This is a genomic window from Flagellimonas crocea (assembly GCF_033441595.1).
GTDB lineage: Bacteria > Bacteroidota > Bacteroidia > Flavobacteriales > Flavobacteriaceae > Flagellimonas > Flagellimonas crocea.
This window is the reverse complement of the sequence record NZ_JAUZVX010000003.1, coordinates 623286-642524: the sequence shown is the minus strand read 5'-3', so window position 1 is coordinate 642524 and position 19239 is coordinate 623286. Positions and strand designations below refer to the sequence as shown.

Annotated in this window: 19 protein-coding genes; 8 read left to right on the top strand and 11 right to left on the bottom strand. The window is 43.1% G+C overall.

Translation table 11 applies throughout. From position 1 onward, the window contains the following. Positions 1-165: 165 nt before the first annotated feature. From SD449_RS12300 to SD449_RS12265, 8 genes are all read right to left on the bottom strand, one after another. Positions 166-621: a DUF6730 family protein gene (locus SD449_RS12300; RefSeq protein ID WP_318310962.1), complete on the bottom strand. Its 456-nt coding sequence runs from the start codon at positions 619-621 to the stop codon at positions 166-168. Between the two features lie 10 nt (positions 622-631). Then, positions 632-1492, bottom strand: a complete 861-nt coding sequence (locus SD449_RS12295; protein ID WP_318310960.1) for a relaxase/mobilization nuclease domain-containing protein — start codon at positions 1490-1492, stop codon at positions 632-634. 5 nt (positions 1493-1497) lie between these two features. Further along, positions 1498-1827, bottom strand: coding sequence for a mobilization protein MbpA (mbpA, locus tag SD449_RS12290; RefSeq protein WP_318310959.1), 330 nt, complete (start codon positions 1825-1827; stop codon positions 1498-1500). Between the two features lie 12 nt (positions 1828-1839). Further along, the gene (locus tag SD449_RS12285; RefSeq protein WP_318310957.1) at positions 1840-2742 is read right to left on the bottom strand and encodes a CHC2 zinc finger domain-containing protein; all 903 of its coding nucleotides are present in this window, start codon (positions 2740-2742) and stop codon (positions 1840-1842) included. A gap of 205 nt (positions 2743-2947) precedes the next feature. Continuing rightward, entirely contained in the window at positions 2948-4156 is a 1209-nt protein-coding gene (locus SD449_RS12280) for a primase-helicase family protein (protein ID WP_318310955.1), read from the bottom strand. Between the two features lie 7 nt (positions 4157-4163). Then, a complete protein-coding gene (locus SD449_RS12275) occupies positions 4164-4466 on the bottom strand; it encodes a helix-turn-helix domain-containing protein (protein WP_119647448.1) in 303 nt (100 codons plus the stop codon). 130 nt (positions 4467-4596) lie between these two features. Further along, positions 4597-5775 carry a hypothetical protein gene (locus SD449_RS12270; protein WP_318310951.1) on the bottom strand — a complete coding sequence of 393 codons (1179 nt, stop codon included), beginning with the start codon at positions 5773-5775 and terminating at the stop codon, positions 4597-4599. Positions 5776-5794: 19 nt separating this feature from the next. Continuing rightward, positions 5795-7030 carry a site-specific integrase gene (locus tag SD449_RS12265; protein ID WP_318310950.1) on the bottom strand — a complete coding sequence of 412 codons (1236 nt, stop codon included), beginning with the start codon at positions 7028-7030 and terminating at the stop codon, positions 5795-5797. A gap of 638 nt (positions 7031-7668) precedes the next feature. Between SD449_RS12265 and SD449_RS12260 the strand changes: the two genes are divergently transcribed. The 6 genes from SD449_RS12260 to SD449_RS12235 all read left to right on the top strand — a co-directional run bounded on the left by SD449_RS12260 (position 7669) and on the right by SD449_RS12235 (position 13264). Continuing rightward, the gene (locus SD449_RS12260; RefSeq protein WP_318310948.1) at positions 7669-8877 is read left to right on the top strand and encodes an esterase; all 1209 of its coding nucleotides are present in this window, start codon (positions 7669-7671) and stop codon (positions 8875-8877) included. Between the two features lie 177 nt (positions 8878-9054). Next, positions 9055-10146, top strand: a complete 1092-nt coding sequence (locus tag SD449_RS12255; RefSeq protein WP_318310947.1) for a sensor histidine kinase — start codon at positions 9055-9057, stop codon at positions 10144-10146. 5 nt (positions 10147-10151) lie between these two features. After that, on the top strand, positions 10152-11477 hold the full coding sequence (locus tag SD449_RS12250) for a sigma-54-dependent transcriptional regulator (protein WP_318310946.1): 1326 nt from the start codon (positions 10152-10154) through the stop codon (positions 11475-11477). Positions 11478-11684: 207 nt separating this feature from the next. Further along, a complete protein-coding gene (locus tag SD449_RS12245) occupies positions 11685-12101 on the top strand; it encodes a GreA/GreB family elongation factor (protein WP_318310944.1) in 417 nt (138 codons plus the stop codon). 44 nt (positions 12102-12145) lie between these two features. Further along, positions 12146-12502: a hypothetical protein gene (locus SD449_RS12240; RefSeq protein ID WP_318310943.1), complete on the top strand. Its 357-nt coding sequence runs from the start codon at positions 12146-12148 to the stop codon at positions 12500-12502. A 141-nt stretch (positions 12503-12643) separates the two neighbouring features. Further along, the gene (locus SD449_RS12235) at positions 12644-13264 is read left to right on the top strand and encodes an MCP four helix bundle domain-containing protein (protein ID WP_318310942.1); all 621 of its coding nucleotides are present in this window, start codon (positions 12644-12646) and stop codon (positions 13262-13264) included. On the opposite strand, the gene SD449_RS12230 is transcribed toward SD449_RS12235, so the two are convergent. The 3 genes from SD449_RS12230 to SD449_RS12220 are packed head-to-tail and all read right to left on the bottom strand — an operon-like array spanning position 13261 to position 16428. Further along, positions 13261-13704, bottom strand: coding sequence for a 3-oxoacyl-ACP synthase (locus tag SD449_RS12230; protein ID WP_318310941.1), 444 nt, complete (start codon positions 13702-13704; stop codon positions 13261-13263). The genes SD449_RS12235 and SD449_RS12230 overlap by 4 nt on opposite strands. Positions 13705-13711: 7 nt before the next feature. Next, complete coding sequence (locus tag SD449_RS12225) at positions 13712-15064, bottom strand: sensor histidine kinase (RefSeq protein ID WP_318310939.1); 1353 nt, start codon at positions 15062-15064, stop codon at positions 13712-13714. Further along, positions 15064-16428, bottom strand: coding sequence for a sigma-54-dependent transcriptional regulator (locus SD449_RS12220; RefSeq protein ID WP_318310937.1), 1365 nt, complete (start codon positions 16426-16428; stop codon positions 15064-15066). The genes SD449_RS12225 and SD449_RS12220 overlap by 1 nt, the downstream gene beginning before the upstream one ends. Before the next feature lie 174 nt (positions 16429-16602). Here SD449_RS12220 and SD449_RS12215 point away from each other — a divergent pair, with 174 nt between their 5' ends. Both SD449_RS12215 and SD449_RS12210 read left to right on the top strand, forming a co-directional pair. Continuing rightward, complete coding sequence (locus SD449_RS12215) at positions 16603-17973, top strand: TolC family protein (protein WP_318310936.1); 1371 nt, start codon at positions 16603-16605, stop codon at positions 17971-17973. A gap of 8 nt (positions 17974-17981) precedes the next feature. Then, a complete protein-coding gene (locus SD449_RS12210) occupies positions 17982-19232 on the top strand; it encodes an efflux RND transporter periplasmic adaptor subunit (RefSeq protein ID WP_318310935.1) in 1251 nt (416 codons plus the stop codon). Positions 19233-19239: the final 7 nt, after the last annotated feature.

Sequence of the window (19239 nt, the reverse complement as noted above, 5' to 3'; positions counted from 1 at the left end):
TAAATGTAGTTAATCGCAAACAAATATATGATAAGTCTACTCAAAATTACGGTTTCAGCTTAGAAAAACCCCAAATCCTTACCCCAACTTCAACGCATGGATCCTGGCCTATTTTTGTAGGTTCCGGAAGATAAGCGTTGAACAAAAATAGGATAGGGCGCTGTCCTACTTTTTGCCATTTCCCTGCAGCCATTTTTGGTACAGTTCCTTTGCCTCTGGGCTTTCTTTAAAGAATGTCCCGTAGTGTTCAATTGCATCATCCTGACCTTTGATGAATGCTGCCTCTTCTTTCTTGGAAATCCTTGATACCTGATAGATTGAAAAACCAAGGACCAACAGGACCGTGACCAACAACCCCCAAGTAAGTTTTATGGCCCAACTGGGCAAGAGAACGGACCGCTCTACTTTATGAAGAATCCTTTCCATCAGTCTTTGTTGTTCCTTAATATTGGTTTTTTGATTGTTGCCGTACTCCTCTAGAAGCGCATTTAACTCGCTGGTATCTGGCCTTAATGGAAGGTTTTTGAAATCCTCATGAATCTTTTCCAATCGGCCGATACTCTTTTCAAATCCGTTGATCTCCTCTGTCAACAGTTCCGCTATTTCATCCAGTTTTGCCATGATGTTATGTTTAGATTCCTATTCCCGTGTCCCTGACCACCTTGATGGCCAATTTGATGGTCTTCTTTATGATGGCCTGGGTCAAACTTGTCGGGACATTCACTGTCCTGCCTAAAAGCTGCATGCTCCTGCCCTTGGCAATCCGCTGTGCCATGTTCCTTTCAAAGTTCATTTGACGGGCGATCCTGCCCATGGACATGGACCGGTGCACTTCGCTTCCCTTTAGGTTGGTTCCCTTGTACTCAAAACGGAAGCCCTGCAGTTGGTTCTGCCTATTGATGCTAGGAATGACCTTTACATTGTTATGATCCATCGATTTGATATACTGGTCAAAGTCCCTTGGGCGGTCCCTGGACATGACCTTTTCATGGATCTTCTGCATTTCAGAGCGGACATGTTGCATCCGGTAGAGTTTTTCCTGCTGTACCTCCCTTACGGTGGTAAGGTCCATCTGTTTGGCCACCCGCTCGGCCACTTGCTGGCTCCGCTTCCCGATAAAGCTGTCGTTATAGCCCTTCCCTTGAAAGTTTATCCGGTTGGCATACAGATGGACGTGCACATGTTCCTTGTCCCTATGGACAAAGGCAACGGCCTGATGCTGCTTGAGGTTCATTTCCTTGATAAACCGCTCCGTCATTTCCTTGAGCTGCTCCCTTTCGAGTTTCCTGCCGTCCTCGATGGTGGGACTGAGCACAAAGCTGAGCGTGTTCTTCCGGCACAGTTCGTTCTGTTCTTGGATGACCTTGAACTCCTCGGTGATCTCCCTCGGGGTCTCCCCGGCAAGATATTGGCTGTGGATGATCTCAGACCCCTTTTCCTGGTTCATCCCGTAGCTCATGGAGGCCGAAGTGTGCGATATGGATTTGCCCATGCCTATCATTTCCTGAAATTTAAAAGGTGTTGTCGTATCTCTTTGGCCAGCTGGGCCGTTTCCTCGGCCATCCTGGGGTTCCGCTTGCGGAACATATTGGTGATCAGCCTAAAATTTCGTTGGTATTTGACCAATAGCTTATAGGCCTCTATCTGTTCGTCCGTCATACGCTCCACGATACGGTCATCGAAAGCGGCACGGCGGCAGTACTCACTGATGGAAAGACCGCTCTTCCGGGCCTTGACCTTCAGCAGTTTCTTCTCGTAGACCGAGCACCGGAACTGGACAAACTCCCTCTTCATTTTTACATCATCTTTTGCGACCTTCGGGAGCAAAAGCAAGATTTGTCATGACAATGACACATCTTGAATTCGTTGCCGAACTTCATCCTTCGCGCTTTTTACCTTCCATTCGTTGATGTCCTTAAAACTCCCATAGAGAGATGACATATCCCTACTGTTCGGGTACTTTTCCAATAAAAGTTCTGTCATCCCCATTCCCGTTTTGTCCCTATCAAGAAACAGCCCTACGTTTTCATAATCCTCTATTTCAGAAATCATCCGCTTTACAAAGGCCGTAGTGTTCAATACCAAAAGGTCATGGCCGTTCCCGATTTCTGGCATCAGCTCCAATAGGGTAAGCATATCGAACATGCCTTCCGTAATGACCAATTTCTTAAAGCTATTCCCTATGATCGAAACATCCTTGGGAGAAGTGGACCCTTTCCAATATCTGTTCCGCAGTTCCCAACCTCCAGATCTGTTTTGGAGTCCGAGGGTAAAGTATTTCCGACCACAAATTTTATAATGGATTTCCTTGCACAGCTTTCTGGCTGTTGTAGTCGAGATTTTTCTGGACCGCAGATAGGTCTCCAGGGCCCCGTGCTCAATATCCATTTCCTTGGTGATTTTAATGGGGTTGGCCTTACATTCCGTTTTGGTTGGATTCGGCCGCCGGTGAAAAGAAAAATGGCCCATGTTCCCGGACAATCGTTCCAATGCCTCCCTTACGGAACAGTTCTCCATTTTCATCACCAGGTCTATGGTACTGCCCCCCTCGAAGGTCCCGAAATCTATCCAGTAGTTTTTCTTTAATGACACCTTGAAAGAGGCTTGGGTCTCGCTCCGGAACGGGCTGAGGAACCAAGCTTCTTTTTCAGTTTTCCGGACTGGAAAGTGCCCCAAATTGGCAAGCGTGGAAACGATGTCAATGTTGCGGGCTTTTTCGCAGTCCAATCTCTTTTCTTTCATGGTTCTGTTTTTAATCGATTTTTGATGATTTGATGACAAACCTCTGGGAGACCCTGTAAATACTGATTGTTCCCCCGTCATCATTTTGTCATCGTTTCATCACTTTTGTTTTTTTCTTCATTGTCCCTGTCATCATTTTTTATTTTGATGACAGAATGATGACAAAGTGATGACAGCCCAAACCCTTATGAACACTGGGCTTATATCAATCTGTCATCAAATCATCAAAATTTTGGACCAAAAAATTCTTTTTTATGGTAAAGTACCTTCCCTTGGCGTCCTCGGTGTTGATCTCGCCGTTGTTCCAAATGGTGATCTTTTGGTACTTGTTTGAATTGGGCTGGTTGTCCAGTTTCCAATCCTTTTTCAGCAACCGCCTCAATTGGGTCAGGTCGGTCTTGACCCGTGTGCGGTTGAGCATGTGCAGGGCATCGATGGGACAAAGGTCCACCGAGTCCATCTCGAACTTTTCCATGGCGCTCAGCAATAGACTGGCCAGTTCCTTCTCCACCCTATTTCGGTTATTGTTCACCAGCTTCTTAAGGGCAGGGGTATAAACCTGTTTAGCTGTGAACCACATTCGGGTTCTTTGTTTTGTGCTGTATTCCCTTTTTGAAAGGAAATCCAAAAAAGCGGGCACTTCCTTGGACAACTGGTCCAAGAAATCGGTGTCCTCTCTTTTAAGTGAAGGAATCTTCCTAACCCAGAACCTGGTCTCATGGGCATCGATCTTGATAAAACTGTCCTCGTTATTACTGCAGAGGATAAATTTTCCAAAGAATTCCACTTCCCTTTTGTCCTTTCCCTTGGCTTCCAATTTATTTCGGTTGGTGGTACTCAGGTACTTAATGCGCTCGGTCAGTTCCTCCTTGTTGAACAGCACCTCGTCAATACAAATCAATAGTTTGTTGGCCCAATCCGCATTGAACTGGCTTGCAAAGCTGTCGTTGGTGAGGTAGGTCAGGTTGTTCCCAAAGATCTCCTTGAGCCATTTGAGGAAGGTGCTTTTGCCAGTGTTCCTTTCGGTGGAGACCAGACAGAGGATGGGGAGCACCTGCACCGGTCTTTGATAGAGGAGTTTCAGGTAGTCCATCCCCAGCTCCAGCTGGTTTCCGAATATATGCTTCAAAAAGCTGCGTGTCCTTGTTATACTTCCCTCTTCCGGTTCATGCACCAAAGGGGAATATGTATTGTAGAAACCATGGTGTTCCTTTTTGAAATCGACATGACAGGGAATGCAAGCGAATCCGTCATACTTGGGTACCTTACCCAAATAGTCCTTGCCATGGTCCTGCTTGATGATATGCTCGTTCCAAGGGACCAACTGCTCGTTGAAATGTCCTGATATGGTAGGATACTTTACAATTTTATAGAAAGACGTGCCAATGCGGACATATGGAATACTTTTCGACATGGCACTCTCATTTTGTTGATACACGACGGAACTTTCCATTTTTTCTCGCGCATTCCAATAGTTCCTTTTTGGAATAGAAAATTGAATTCCCAATTTGATAATAGGGGATTAAGTTCTTTTTCTTCCATTTGATAAGGCACTGTTCAGATCGCCCCAAGAATTTAGCAGCCTCCTTTTGGGTCAGACGGTCCTCTTCTGAATGGATGACCGATTCATTGGCGAGGTTTGTTCTCTGGAGTCTTTTGATTACCAATTCGATGGTGTTCTCAAGGTCTTTTTTTGTAAAGCCGTATAGAATGGGATTTGACATAGTTTAGAAGATTTTAATGAAACAATCAATTCATCAACTAAACTAGGTGTAACATTGGGCTAAATCAGATTGCCTATGGAATCGGGTAAGCGGTTTCTGTGTATTGAAAATCAGTTGTATAAGCTTTGATTTACGTTTGTAGTGTAGGGAGGAGTCTATTAATGGAAGAGTTGACCTCTATTTGCACATTTTTGGGTAATGTTCTTTTATATTGATAATCTTCCGAAAAGTTCTTCCTCCATGTTTGCCGGGAAAATCCATTGCTTTCGGTGAATATTTCCAAGACCCTAGTCAATTTGTGGTGTGAATTCTCGGTTGTTGAACTTTTGACAACTCTTTTGATAATCAAGTACCTCATTAGGGCAATGAAGGTTAAGACTTCATCTTGGGACAATTCGGTAAAGTAAGGTTGAAAGATATTTCTCAAATTATATTTGCAAGGGTCATAATCTGAAAATCCAGTATAACAGGCCGTAAATTTTTTAGCGTTTAAATTGGGGAGGTATCGTTTGCAAAAGGAGTCGAGAACAAGGGCAAACTGCTTTTGAGTGATTCTGTCGTTCAGGATAATCCGATTTTCCAGATTAACGGAAGTGACATTTTGATTTATGTCGATTAACATTGCCTTTAAGCCTTTGGCATCAAGGGTTACACCATTACTACCTATATTGATGTTTATCGCCAAGGCTTTGTGTATCTCCTTCATGGAATTTAGAACCGAAGCATCGCTCGCATTTTCCATCGTTATGGCCAATGCTCTTTCCATGGCGATCTTATAACTGAAAAATGAACGGATCCAAAGTGACTTCTTCTTTTGATTTTTGATTTCACTGTTTAATCTTTCAAAAGTGAGCTCCGATAACAATCGTCTTTTGAACTTTTTGGACGAAAGATCTTGGATGAGCGTTCTTTTGATTTTTGGATAAGTTTCAAATGCACACGTATAACTGTCAAAGCCCATGTCTTTCTCCTTTATGGATTTAATCAGGAATTTGTGAAACGTCCTTTTTTCTGTTTCGCCCAAAGCTTCATAAAGAGACATTGAACAATTGGAGTATTTAACGACATTAAAATCCTTTGGAGCTTTAAGGACACCGCTGAAATATATAAAAAGAACCCAGCCAAAGCTTATGAGAAGGAAGGCCACTATGAATTTTTCCAGATTGGCCCCCGGAAAAGCCATCAATTCCCAAAGTGAAATGCCCAAATAGACCAGTAGGGCTATGAAAACTATCGGCAGGGTCAAAAACAAGGTATACTTGTTCTTGGCAAGTATTTTATGGGCAATATAGTCATAGGAAGATGTCATATCATTTGATGTTTTCTTATTACACGAGATTCCAGGTATTGTCCATTTCCTTTTGTTTAAAGTCTTCGGCGATATCAACATAGCGCTTAAAGGAAGCTTCGTCCTTGTGTCCGGTAATGTTTCTGACCACCATTTCCTTCATACCAAGGACCAAACTATTAGTAACAAATGTTTTTCTTGCCGTGTGGCTGGTTATCAGGTCATGTTTGGCCATAGTTTTGTCTATTCGCTTTTGCCCTATGTATCTAGTAATAGTGATTTGGGTATTTATTTTGGCTTTTGAACAACATTCTTTTATATACTCATTGAATTTCTGATTGGAAATAGTGGGAAGGGGTTCGTATATAGTACCCTTATAGCGGTCCAGAATTTCTTTGGCATATTTGTTCAAGGGAATTTTTTGGTCAATGGTCTTCGTTTTTACAATAGTGATTTTCAAATGATCTGAAAAGACATTTGAAGATTTAAGGTTCATGATGTCACTAAAGCGTAACCCGGTAAAGCAACCAAAGCAATATATGTCCCTTATCTGGGCATATTTTTTGGATTTAAAATCAAATCGGTACAGAGCCATCAATTCATCCATCGTCAGATAGATTACCTCAATACTGTCTTCGGTCCTTCGAAATTTTTTAAATTCCAGATTATCGTGATAACCCCGCTCATAGGCCCAATTCATAAAAGTCTTAAGGATAGAGACCAGTTTTCCGAAGTAATTGTTCAGGGTTTTACGTTCCTTGAAACAATAGTCCCTAAATTTTTCATAGAAATCCATATTGATATTATCAAAACGCAGTTGGTAGGAAACCTCGTTTTGAAAATCCTTTAGAAACCCTGAGACGGTGTTGTATTTTTTTATGGTGCCATGGGCTTTTATGGTTCGGCTGGTTTCAATGAACTCATCGAAACTTTCAAAAAATTTGGGGGCCAATGAATTTTCTCCGAATGATCTATCATCGAGCTTCTCTTCTATCAATTCTGCGCTGAAAGGGATATTGTTCAGATGGAAGTAACGAAAAACGGTAAATACCTTTTCCCTAAACTCATCGAGCTTAAGATTGAATTCGATATGGTTGTTGTAATCTTCTTTTTGTGTATTGGGTTTGATTCTTTGATTCTTCCAATGTCGTGGCAATACTTTTACCCCTGCAATATTTTTTCTAATTCTTATCCCTTTAAAGGTAATTGTTGCCCTGACGGGCAAAGTTCCATCTTTGTTTTGCTTATCGTTACGGGTAGAGAACGTTAATTGCATTTAATGCAGATTAATATGATTTGAATTAATTTAGATTAAAATGGATAAAAAGGGGGGCAAAACAGGGGGCAAATAAATACAATTTGAATGCTAAAATTGGTTCACCTTCATTCTCCCTATCCCTTATATAGCATAAGATACGGAATGTTAGGTGATTATAAAACAGTGTAGAAAAAAATTACTCCAGGTGGGACCACATCAAAATCCGTAACTCATTGATAAAAAGATGTTTTACGGATTTTTTATTTCCACATAATTCTTATGGATACTTTGATTTCCAAAACTGCTTTTCCATAGTGGCGCAAGGGTGGACAATAACTTACCTTTTCGTTGAATCCGCTTCCATCTTTTTGGCCAGTTTTCAACCACCTATTTAATGTAGCTCCTTATTCTTGGAGCTCCAATCATAACCTTTTAATCAATCACAGACCATGTTTCAGAAACGGCCTCATCTTTCTGTTCAAAATATTATATTGTCTCAATTTGTGACATTAAAGAAAAATACCGTATCTTGGTTATATCATCCACAGTGATAATTTGATTTTTTCAAGAGTAACTACAACGCAATCAAGCGTTAAACGCTTTTGAAAATCAACTCACTGAAAGCAACACATAAACAACAACTAAACAAAATCAGAATGAAAAAAACATTAAACAAACTAAGTAGGTTCCGCATTCAATTGATGCTTGTGGCCTTAACCCTGCCCTTGGCTGCAATCGGCCAAGAAGTTGGTTCCATGGAGCGACTGGTCTCTCCTGAAATTGCCAATGACAACACGGTAACTTTTAGAATTAAGGCGCCCAAGGCGGAAAAGGTGGTCTTATCCGGCAATTGGATGCCAATGGTAGGCGAGGGAATGGCGATGACCCGAAAAACGGTAGAGCTGACCAAAGGAGAAAACGGTGTCTGGTCCACCACGGTCGGACCATTGGAGCCTGAACTTTACGGCTACACTTTTGTGGTGGATGAAGTCAACACCTTGGATACCGCAAACTTGATGGTAGCCCGCGACGGTGCATTTAGAACGGAAAGCGTGTTGTACATTCCCGGCGAAGCGTCCGAACTTTATTGGGCCAAAACAGGACCCAAAGGAGCGGTTCACCAAGTTTGGTACGAGTCCCCGACCTTGGACCTAACCCGTAGAATGTATGTCTACACCCCACCGGGCTATGCCGACAGCAACGAGAACTATCCTGTTCTGTACCTATTGCACGGTGGAGGTGGAGACGAAGAGGCGTGGCCAACCCTTGGGGTTGCCAACCATATCTTGGATAATTTGATCAACTCAGGAAAAGCCGAACCTATGATCGTAGTGATGACCAATGGCAACCCGACCCAGGCCGCGGCTTTGACGGTAAGCCCCAAACTGGAACCCTCAACACAACCCGCAGGAGGCATGGCCAATATGATGTTCGAAAAAAGTTTGGTCAACGATGTGATTCCTTATATAGAATCACACTATAAAGTAAAGCCCAACAAAGAAAACCGTGCTTTGACGGGATTGAGCATGGGCGGCTTACAGACCATGAACACCACTTTTGAAAACCCTGAGCTGTTCGATTACATTGGTGTCATGAGCATGGGCTTTGCTGATTTGAGTCGTTTTGGAATCGAGGTCGATCATTCTAAAAGGGGAGAGCAAATAGAAGCTTTAAAAGCTGCCGACCCTGAGCTTTATTGGATTGCATGTGGTACGGATGATTTCTTGTACCAAAGTGTCGTGGATATGCGAAATGAACTGGACAAACACGATTTTGACTACACCTATCGTGAAAGTACCGGCGGACATACATGGTCCAACTGGAGAATCTATCTATCGGAATTTGTGCCGATGTTATTTAAATAAAATTGGTAAAACGTATCTTAAATTCCCACTAAATCAGAATAAAGATATGTTTATTTCGTCAACCCTTTCAGGTCTTGGATCTGGAAGGGTTTTTTGTTGATGGGCCACAACCAACAGGTGGCATCATAGTATAGCTTTGTTCCAAGAATTCACTAATTTGCTACAAAGGAGAATACCATGCTCACTGCCGAACAAAAGCTCAAGGAACGTATCAAGGAACTTACCTGTTTGTACGAGGTAACATCTCTCATCGCCAACTGCGATTACGATGATATGGAAACCGCATTGCTCGGCATTGTACAGTGTTTGCAGCGTGCTTGGCAGTTTAATGAGGACACTTATGTGCTCTTGTCCAACTCTGATTATTTTATAAAGACCGAGGAGAAAGGAGAAGACTACGTGTTTTTGGAGTCGTTCATCACCGTGTTCAATAAACCCAGGGGTGAAATAAAAGTGGGGTATCCCTCCCCCAAGTACCAACTCAAGGATTTTTTGGAGGAAGAACAGCAACTGTTGGACAATGTGTGCCTAAAAGTGGGCAATCTGTTGGAGCGGAAGGAAATCAAGGAAAAGGAAGAGCATATACGCCGACAAGTGGAACAATCCGATCGGCTGCGGATCCTGGGAGAGATCACAGCCGGAATCGCCCATGAGCTCAATACGCCACTGGCCAATATTCTTGGTTTCACCGAGTTGTTGAAGGAGCGCGTCAGCAATGACCCACAAGCGTCCAAAGATTTGGACAAGATCATCACCAACACCATATTTTCTCGCGAAGTGGTCAAAAAGCTGATGTTCTTTGCCTGCGAAATGCCCGAAACACGGGAAGTCATCAATGTGGTAGAGGTAATAGAGGAAGCCATCAACATGTTACGGACCACGTTGCGCCAAAATGAGGTAGCCTGCGAATTTCAACATTCCCAGGACACCATCGAACTTCGTATCGATAAAATCCAGTTGACCCAAGTGGTCTTCAATCTTATTGTGAACGCCATCTATTTTGCGCCGCCCAAAAGCGTTATTTCCGTTTCTTTGATGATGGAAAAAGACAATGTCATTTTAAAAATTGCCGACCAAGGCCCTGGTATACCGGAAGCATCCAAAGCACATATTTTCGACCCCTTTTTTACTACCAAACCCGTGGGCGAGGGATCGGGATTGGGACTTAGTGTAGTGCACGGCATTGTACAGAGTCACCAAGGGAGTATTGCGGTTAGGCCAAATACCCCAACAGGAACTATCTTTACATTAAAATTCCCAAAAAAGTAAGCGCCTTGTTGAAAAAGGAGAACATATTGCTGGTTGATGACGACATCGATATTTTGGAGCTGCTACAACGGCATTTAAAATCGATGGATTATCACACGTACAAGGCCATTTCGGTAAAGGAGGCATTATACATTTTAAAGGATACTGAAATAGACCTGTTGGTGACCGATATCAATATGCCTGATATTGATGGGCTGCAATTGGTGAAATATGTGGCCGAACATTTTCCAAATATGCCGAAGTTGGTGGTGACCGGTTTTCCTTCCGTTGAAGATGCCTCCAGCGTAATCGAACATGGGGCGACCGATTATTTGACCAAACCTTTTACAAAGGCCGAACTCGAAATGGCCGTAAAAAAAGCCTTGGCGCATAAGCAAGCAAAGGAAACCTTTAAAACATCAACGGTAAAACCCATCCCCAGCAATGGCTATGCCGATATGATCGGGAATTCCGAAGCGTTCCAAAAAGTTACCGAGATCATAGATCGGGTAAGGGACAACCGCGCCACGGTTTTGGTACGTGGAGAAAGCGGCACGGGAAAAGAACTAGTGGCACGGGCCATCCATTATTCGGGCAAATTCGCACGGGCGCCTTTTATAGCTGTGAACTGTGGGGCCATACCCGAGAATTTGTTGGAAGCCGAACTTTTCGGATACACCAAGGGTGCTTTTACGGGCGCGAACGAAAACCGTAATGGATTTTTCCAAGCGGCGCACAAGGGCACTATTTTTTTGGATGAAATTGGAAATGCCAGCCTACCGGTTCAAAATCGATTATTGAGGGTGCTTCAAGAAAAAGAAGTGACCAAGATCGGTTCGCAAAAACCTGAAAAATTGGATGTTAGGGTCATTGCTGCAACCAATAGCGACTTGTATGAGCTGATCCAAAAGAAAACCTTTCGTGAAGACCTTTTTTACCGTCTTTCCGTGGTTACCGTAGAGGTGCCACCGCTCAGGGAACGTATTTCCGATATTACTTTGTTGGTCGATAAATTTATGCAGAAGTACGGCATTGAGTACAAAGATCGTTTTGTCCGCATCACCGAAGATGCTCTTGATGTTCTGGAACGATATTCATGGCCAGGGAATATCCGGGAACTGGAAAATGTGGTGCAGCGCGCCGTGATCATGTGCGATGGCAAGATTACATTGGAACACCTTCCCGATGAATTAAAGTATAAAATCGACTTTCCAGATAAGGGTTTTAAAACGCTTCAGGAAAAAGAAAGGGAATATATTCAGGAAGTTCTTCTATCCGTTCAAGGCAACAAGACCAAGGCTGCCGAAATTTTGGGGATCAACCGAAAAACACTTCGCGAAAAACTCAAATAACCGCTGGGGCATTCTGCCCCGGCCGGGTAAAAATTACCCGCTACCGACTTCTTTTATTTAATATGATTTTATTTATAGTTGATTGATAATCAGTTTAATAAAATTAAAAACCAGTCGTAACATATCCAAATGGCACAGGCTTTGCCCTTTACTGTGCAAAATGCTGGGATGCTATTTTTTTGGTATCCCGTCCGTTAAGAAATGAAAATGAAATACGGAAGCCTGATCATGGAGAAAAAGGATTACCTAACGCTAAAACGAATACTGAACTTCCATAGGTTCTATGAGGATTATGCCCATAAGGATGCCTTGGAACAGTTAGGTGAAAGAATCGATCGGGCATTGGTAGAGGACGAGAAGGATATGCCCGACGATGTGGTCCGGTTGAATTCAACGATCACGGTGGAATTTGCGCAAGGAACAAAGCAGAAGTTCGAATTGGTTCCATCAACCCGGGCAAACCTTAAAGAAAACATGGTCTCCGTAGTGAGCAAGCTTGGAGCCAGTTTGGTAGGACTGGCGGTGGGGGATCAAATTCAATTTGGATTCCCGTCCGATGTTCAATCCTTCAAGATAGTAGGTGTGGAACAGTCGCACCAATTATCATCCAGTTTTGAAGTATAGAAAAGCACCTGAAAATTAATTGTAAACCTTAAATATATATAGTTATGAGAATAATAGTTTTAGCAATTCTGTTCGCAATGGCAACCAACATCAATGCGCAAAGCGTATCCCCACAAGAGGTAAAAGTTGGTGACATATTGGAAATTGGCCGCCCGGACGCTCCACAATTTCAGCATATCGATTTTCCCAGGGCCAATTTCATCATTAAAAAAGGAGGCATAGCCAACTATAAAAGAGTGGTCGGGAACAAGGTTGTGGTGACTGATATCAAAGAGAAGAAAGACGGGACTTTGGTGGTAAAGATCAAAAAAACAGATGGCAAAAGATTTTTTAACAGCCACCCCGTTGTAAAAGCAGATTTAAAAAACGCACTTGAGTCTGGCGAGTTGAGTGTGCTGTAGTTGATTGATGATTTCCGCCCGGCTTCAAACAATTAGGTTTGTTCAATTCAAATGGTTAGCAAATGCCCGGGCGGATTTGCATCCCTGTAAAATTTTTAATATCATGCAGTTACATTTAATTCACATGTAAAACATAATAGGATGCCAAAAAAAAGAACAATAAAGCAACGTATACATGCAGGTTTTGTACTTGCAGCCGCCTTTTTATTGGTTCTCGCATCCAATCGGTTGAACAATCGAAACTTTAGCACGGTAGAACACGGCGTGGACTCCGTTTTTGAGGATCGCTTAGTGGTTCAGGAATATATTTATAGACTGAACAACTTGTTTCATAAAAAGGCCTTGTTTTTGGCCAACCATACGGTAAACGAAGGCAAAATCCCCCAATATCCTGAAATAACAACGATTCTGGCCGATTTTGAAAGGACCGACCTTACTCGGGAAGAGTCACTATACTTAACAAGTCTCAAGGAGAATTATGCTGAGCTTAAAAAATTAGAGGACGATGAAATAAGCAATGAGGCCGTAAAACAAGAAATCGTATCCGTTTTGAACCGTATCAGTGGAAACTTGGACGAACTGGCGGAGGTCCAACTTTCCGAAGGAAGACAGTTGACACAGCAATCCAAAAGATCTTTGGGGATGAATCAAATGTTGTCCCGGATAGAGATTGTATTCTTGATCATTATTGGAATACTTTTTCTCATCATCGTTTTCCATAAGGACAAATCGAACATGGAGCTTGTGGAAGAGGGCCCCTAACCAACCTCTAAGACAGTGTGCTCTTTTCCATTAAAAACAAAGCGCGCTCCTTTTTCCTTTCCCAACAACAATTGAGCAATGGGCGCATTGCCCGAAATACAGTAAATTATACCATCACCTTTTTTAAATGCCCCGGCGGAGATGGCGATAAAATAATCCGCCATTGTGGTTTTTACCCAAGAACCCAAGCATATTTTCACTGATGTTTTATCAATGTTGATTTTGTTGAGAATGCTTCGCGTGGTGTCGAGTTCCAGTAGTTGTTGGCCCAGTTTTTCCTGTTCCAATTGTACCATGGCCCTCCCCGTTTCATGCTTGTCACCTGCCGAGCTTTTGGTTTCGGAACCCAAGGATTCTTGGAGCTCATCGCTCTGTTTTTTGAGACGAGAAGTTCTATCGTCCACATATTTCCGGCAAAATTCTAAAAGCTCTTTCTTCATGGTTTGATCAAGCAAAGGTAAGTCGGAAAACAGTTTCCGAATTTGGAACGGAACGCACTTGGATGCTCCCCCCGTGAAGTTGCATTACCCTTTTGGATAGACTAAGGCCAATTCCGGTACCCTCGCTTTTTGTAGTGAAAAAAGGAACGAATATTTCGTCCATCATCTCCGGCGGGATGCCCGGTCCGTTGTCCCGCACATCGATATATTTGGAGCCGTTTTCATCAACGCTCGCTACGATACGGACTTCGCCCCCTTTGGTGGATTCCACAGATTGCAACCCGTTTTTGGCCAGATTGATCAACACTTGGGAAATTTGTTTTTCATCAATATAAAACTCCAACTCCTCTGGGTGACAAATTGTGGAGAACTCTGAATCCCCATCGACCAACCTGGCCGACATCAGCACATCTATTTTTTCCAAGAGATCCTTTCCCTTCACCAAGGTTTTATTGGGGTCCGGCACGTGGAGCAAACTGCGGTACGACTGCACAAAATCCATAAGGTCGCCGCCCTGCTCCTTGATTACCTCCAGCCCTTTCAAGGTGTTTTTTATCTGACTTTCATTCAGCTCCTCCATTGGAGTGATCTTGCCCCCTTTCCGGTAATATTTTATGATGGAATCCGATATCGAGGCAATCGGGGTTATGGTGTTCATAATTTCGTGGGTAAGTACCCGGATAAGTCGCACCCAAGACTCCGTTTCTTTTTCATCGAGCTCTTTGTGGATATCCTGCACAACGACCAGTAGCAACGATTGGCCATCCAACTTCAGCGGAGTGGATTTTAATGCCAATTGGGTTTGTTCCCTTTCATTGGATAGTTGGAACAATTTACGCTGAAAGGGCTTAAAATCCTTGAAAATCTGATACAGCTGTTCATCTACCTGCTTCAATTGTTTAATATGGTTCAGCGGGGTATAATCGAGCAATTGCTCCAAAGTGGGGTTGGCAAAAAGTATATGGCCCTTTTCGTTAAAGGTCATGATACCGATACTGGCCTGTTTTAGGATTTCCTGATAATACTGTTCCCTGATTTGAAGTTGCATATGTACCTCTTGGATAAGGCCATTTACACGGTTCAGGCTTCGGTTGAGCTCTTTAAAGGACTCGATATTGACACGCTCTGGAAAACGAAGGGTAAAATCCTCGTTCTTGATGGCATCAAAGAAATAAGCAATTTTTCTATTGGTGCTATTGATGAAGGTTATGAGCGAAAATACTTGGAATACCAAAACGAGCACACATAGCCCCAAACTAAAATACCATTTGTAGGACAGCGAAAACCCCATGGCAATGGCGGTAACTGAAATAAGGGCTACCCTAAAAATTAGCTGGATGTAGAAATTCCTGCTCGCCATCAGTCGTTCTTTTTCTTCAATTTATTGTAAAGGGTCTGGCGGGAAATTCCCAATTGTTCGGCCGCCGCGCTATAGTTGCCCTCATTCTGTTCCAGTGCCCTTAAGATCATCTGCTGTTCCATCTCGTTTAGGGTCATGGGCTCATTGTCCATCGATTGCATGGGTTTGGCGTGCAGCAAAAAATCCGAGGGCTTCAATACATTTCCGTCCGAAAGTATCACCGCCCTTTCCATGGTATGCTGTAGCTCCCTTATATTGCCCGGCCAGGCATATTCCATGAGCTTTTCCTGTGCCAATTGATTTATCCGTAATCCGGACTTATCATATTTATGTGCGAACTTTTTGAGGAAGAAATCTGCCAAGACCAAAATATCATCATCACGCTCCCTTAAAGGAGGCACTTCGATATGAATTGTATTGATCCGATATAAAAGATCTTCCCTGAACAATCCGTCCGCGACCATTTGCTCCAAATTGCAGTTCGTTGCGCAGATTAAGCGAATATCAACATTGATGGGTTTGTTGGAGCCTACCCGTACCACGGATTTGTTCTGAATAGAGGATAACAGCTTCGCCTGCATTTGGAGCGAAAGGTTTCCTATTTCATCCAAGAAAAGACTGCCCTGGTGCGCAGCCTCGAACTTACCTGCCCTGTCTTCCTTGGCATCGGTGAACGAGCCCTTGGTGTGCCCAAAAAGCTCGCTTTCGAACAAATTTTCTGCTATGGAGCCCATGTCCACAGGAATAAAAACCTCATCTTTTCGGGTGGACAATCGGTGCACTTCCCTAGCGATCAACTCCTTGCCGGTACCGTTTTCGCCCGTGATCAAAACATTGACCTCTGTTTTGGCCACTTTTGCCACAAGGTTCAATACCGAGGTCAATGCCTTGGATTTACCAATGATAAAATTTCGACCCTCGTTGATGACCTGTTTTAAGTTGTTTTCTTTTTTCTTGAGATTGTGTATTTCCTGTTTGGACTTTCTGAGTTCATAGGCGGACTTTACGGTAGTCATCAAACGTTCATTGTTCCAAGGCTTTAGTACAAAATCGGAAGCACCCTGCTTCAGCGCCCTAACGGCCAGATCCACAGCGCCGTAGGCCGTCATCATTATTACAGAGGTATGTGGCGACCTTTTCTTGATCTCGTTGAGCCAAAACAAACCTTCGTTGCCCGTGTTCACACCAGCGGAAAAATTCATGTCCAGAAGAACAATATCAATATCTTCCAGATTTGGAAAAGAAGTGATCTGGTTGGGGTTAAAAAGTGTTTGAACGCTCTTGTACTCAAATTGCAAGAGAATTTCCAGCGCACTCAACACACTTTTATTGTCGTCAACAACTAAAATTTTGGCATCGACCATCTTACATCACGGTTCATATTGTAGGTTAAAGCTAATAATTGCTTCCATACGTTTGGTCTCATTGTAAAATATTTGGACAATTTTTGTACAAAATTTTTACAGTTAGTCTAGAAAGGGCATTCTTTTTAAATCACAAAAAACTGATAATCAAAATATTATGTTTTTGGCATAAGAATGGGACGCAATTTGGCACAGGACGATACTATGAATCTAAAAAGATACTTGACAACATTATTATTACTGATTTCCTTCGTCGGGTTTTCCCAAGAGGTTTGGACACTTGAAGATTGCGTTGACTATGCCATTGAACACAACCTTCAGGTAAAGAACACTTCCTATGAGAACGACTCCAGCAAGGAAACCTACAGGCAATCCATTAGAAACCTGCTGCCCTCGGTGAGCGGTTCCACAGATTACAACATAAGTTATGGTAGGGCGGAAGACCCCAACACCAATGATTATATCAACACGGAATTCTTTAGCAACAACTATTCCCTCAACGCCAATATGGACCTGTTCCGTGGATTCCAAAAATTGAATACGATCAGGGCCTCAAAATTTATCTACAAAGCCACCCAAGAGGATATTTTGCAGGAAAAGTTCTTGTTGGCGTTTAGGGTGATGAGCGCTTTTTACGACATTAAATTTTACGAAGGGTTGGTCGCCAACACTTTGGAACAATTGGAAATTTCGCAAGCGAACTACGATCTGGTGGAAAAACAGGTAGAGCTGGGAATCATGGCCGGTGCTGATTTGTACGAAGCAGAGTCCAACCTTTTGGGCGATAAGCTTTTATTGACGCAAAATCGAAACCAACTGGCCAATGCGAAGCTTACACTTTTGCAAGAAATGAACCTGACCGATGTTTCCGACATCAAGATTCAGGAAGATCTGCCCAGCAGCACGGCCGAACTCGAGGACAGTGTTCCATTGGACTCCCTGTACCAAACGGCCCGGGGTTTTGTACCCTTGGTCAAATCGCAGGAATACCGAGTAACAGCAGCTAAAAAACAATTGAACGCCACCAGGGGAGGACTTTTCCCATCCTTGTCGCTGTTTGCAGGTTACAGAACAAGTTATTTTGAAACCAACGTGGATGATAACGGAAACGTGATTCCCTTTAAGACCCAGTTCAATGATAACCAGTCCAAATTTGTGGGAGCACAATTAAACATACCCATTACACAAGGGTGGTCCAACCATTCGCAGGTAAAACAACAAAAAATTGCCTACATGCAGGCCAAGAACAACCTGGAGATACAAGAACAGGAACTGTTTAAACTTTTGCAGCAATTGGTTCAGGACAATCGCGCATTGATCGTAGAATACGAACAGAGCAATCAAAAAGTAAAGGCCCAACAACTGGCCTTTACCATTGCACAAAAAAGATATGAAAAAGGACTGATCAATGCCTTGGAGCTATTTCAGGCCAAAAATCTTTACGGGGTTGCGCAAAACGAAAATTTACAAGTGGGCCTTAAATTGAAAGTAAACCAAAGCACCATTGATTTTTACAATGGATTGCCCATTTTTAATATCAACTAAAAAGAAACATGGATATACAATTAGAAAAAAAGAAAGGACTTAAACTCAAGCATTACGGCTATATCGCCTTGGGCATTTTGCTGTTGTTTGTTGGCTATAAATTGATTTTTGCCAGTTCCATGTCCACTTTTAGGACCGAAAAGGAGCGTTTGTCCATTTCAACGGTGACGGATGGCAAATTTGACGATTATATCACCATAAACGGAAATGTAGCCCCTATCGCCACTATATATATGGATGCCTACGAAGGTGGCCGAGTTTCCGAAAAGTTGATCGAGGAAGGCTCCATGGTCAAGAAAGGCGACATCATCCTTAAGTTGGAAAACATGGGACTCTATGAGCAGATTTTGGCAAGTGAAAGTAACTTGGCCTTAAAACAGAACGATCTTCGTTCCACCAAGCTCACTTTTGATTCAAGACAGGTGGAGGGAAGAAAATCTCTCGCAACGGCACAGTATGATGTACAACGGTTAAAGCGTGCCTACGAGCAAAACCAAGAACTGTATAAAGAAGAACTTGTATCCAAAGAAGTGTTCTTAAAGTCCAAGGAAGATTATGAACTGGCCGAAAAACAGCTGGAAATCGTGAAGCTGCAGACCGAGCAGGATGATGAGCTCCGTAAGACCTCCCTCAAAGGATTGGATACCGATCTGGAGCGTATGCAAAAGACCCTTTCCATGGTATACGAACGATTAGATCATTTGAACGTAAGGGCCCCTGCCGATGGGCAATTGGGATTTTTGGACGCAGAGATAGGCCAGAATATATCCCAAGGACAGCGTATAGGGCAAATCAATGTGCTCACCGATTTTAAAATCGAAGCGGATATCGATGAGCATTATATTGACCGTGTAAAGAGAGATCTTTCCGCTTCTTTGGAGCGAAATGGAAACGAGTACAAACTGCGCTTGCGCAAGGTGTACCCCGAAGTACGGAACGGCAGGTTTAGGGTCGATTTGGTTTTTGTGGACGAAAAACCCGAAACCATAAGAGCAGGTCAGAGCTACAACATACGTTTGCAATTGGGCGAATCCAACGATGCCCTATTGTTGCCCAAGGGCGGCTTCTTCCAGAGCACCGGTGGCCAATGGGTATTTGTAGTGGGTCCCGATGGCAATGAGGCCATCAAACGTAATGTGCGATTGGGCAAACAAAACTCAAGATATTATGAGGTCCTTGAGGGGCTTCAGCCTGGAGAACAGGTCATTACCAGTAACTACGATAGTTTTGGCGATGCAGAACGGATCGTATTGAAATAATCCGTGA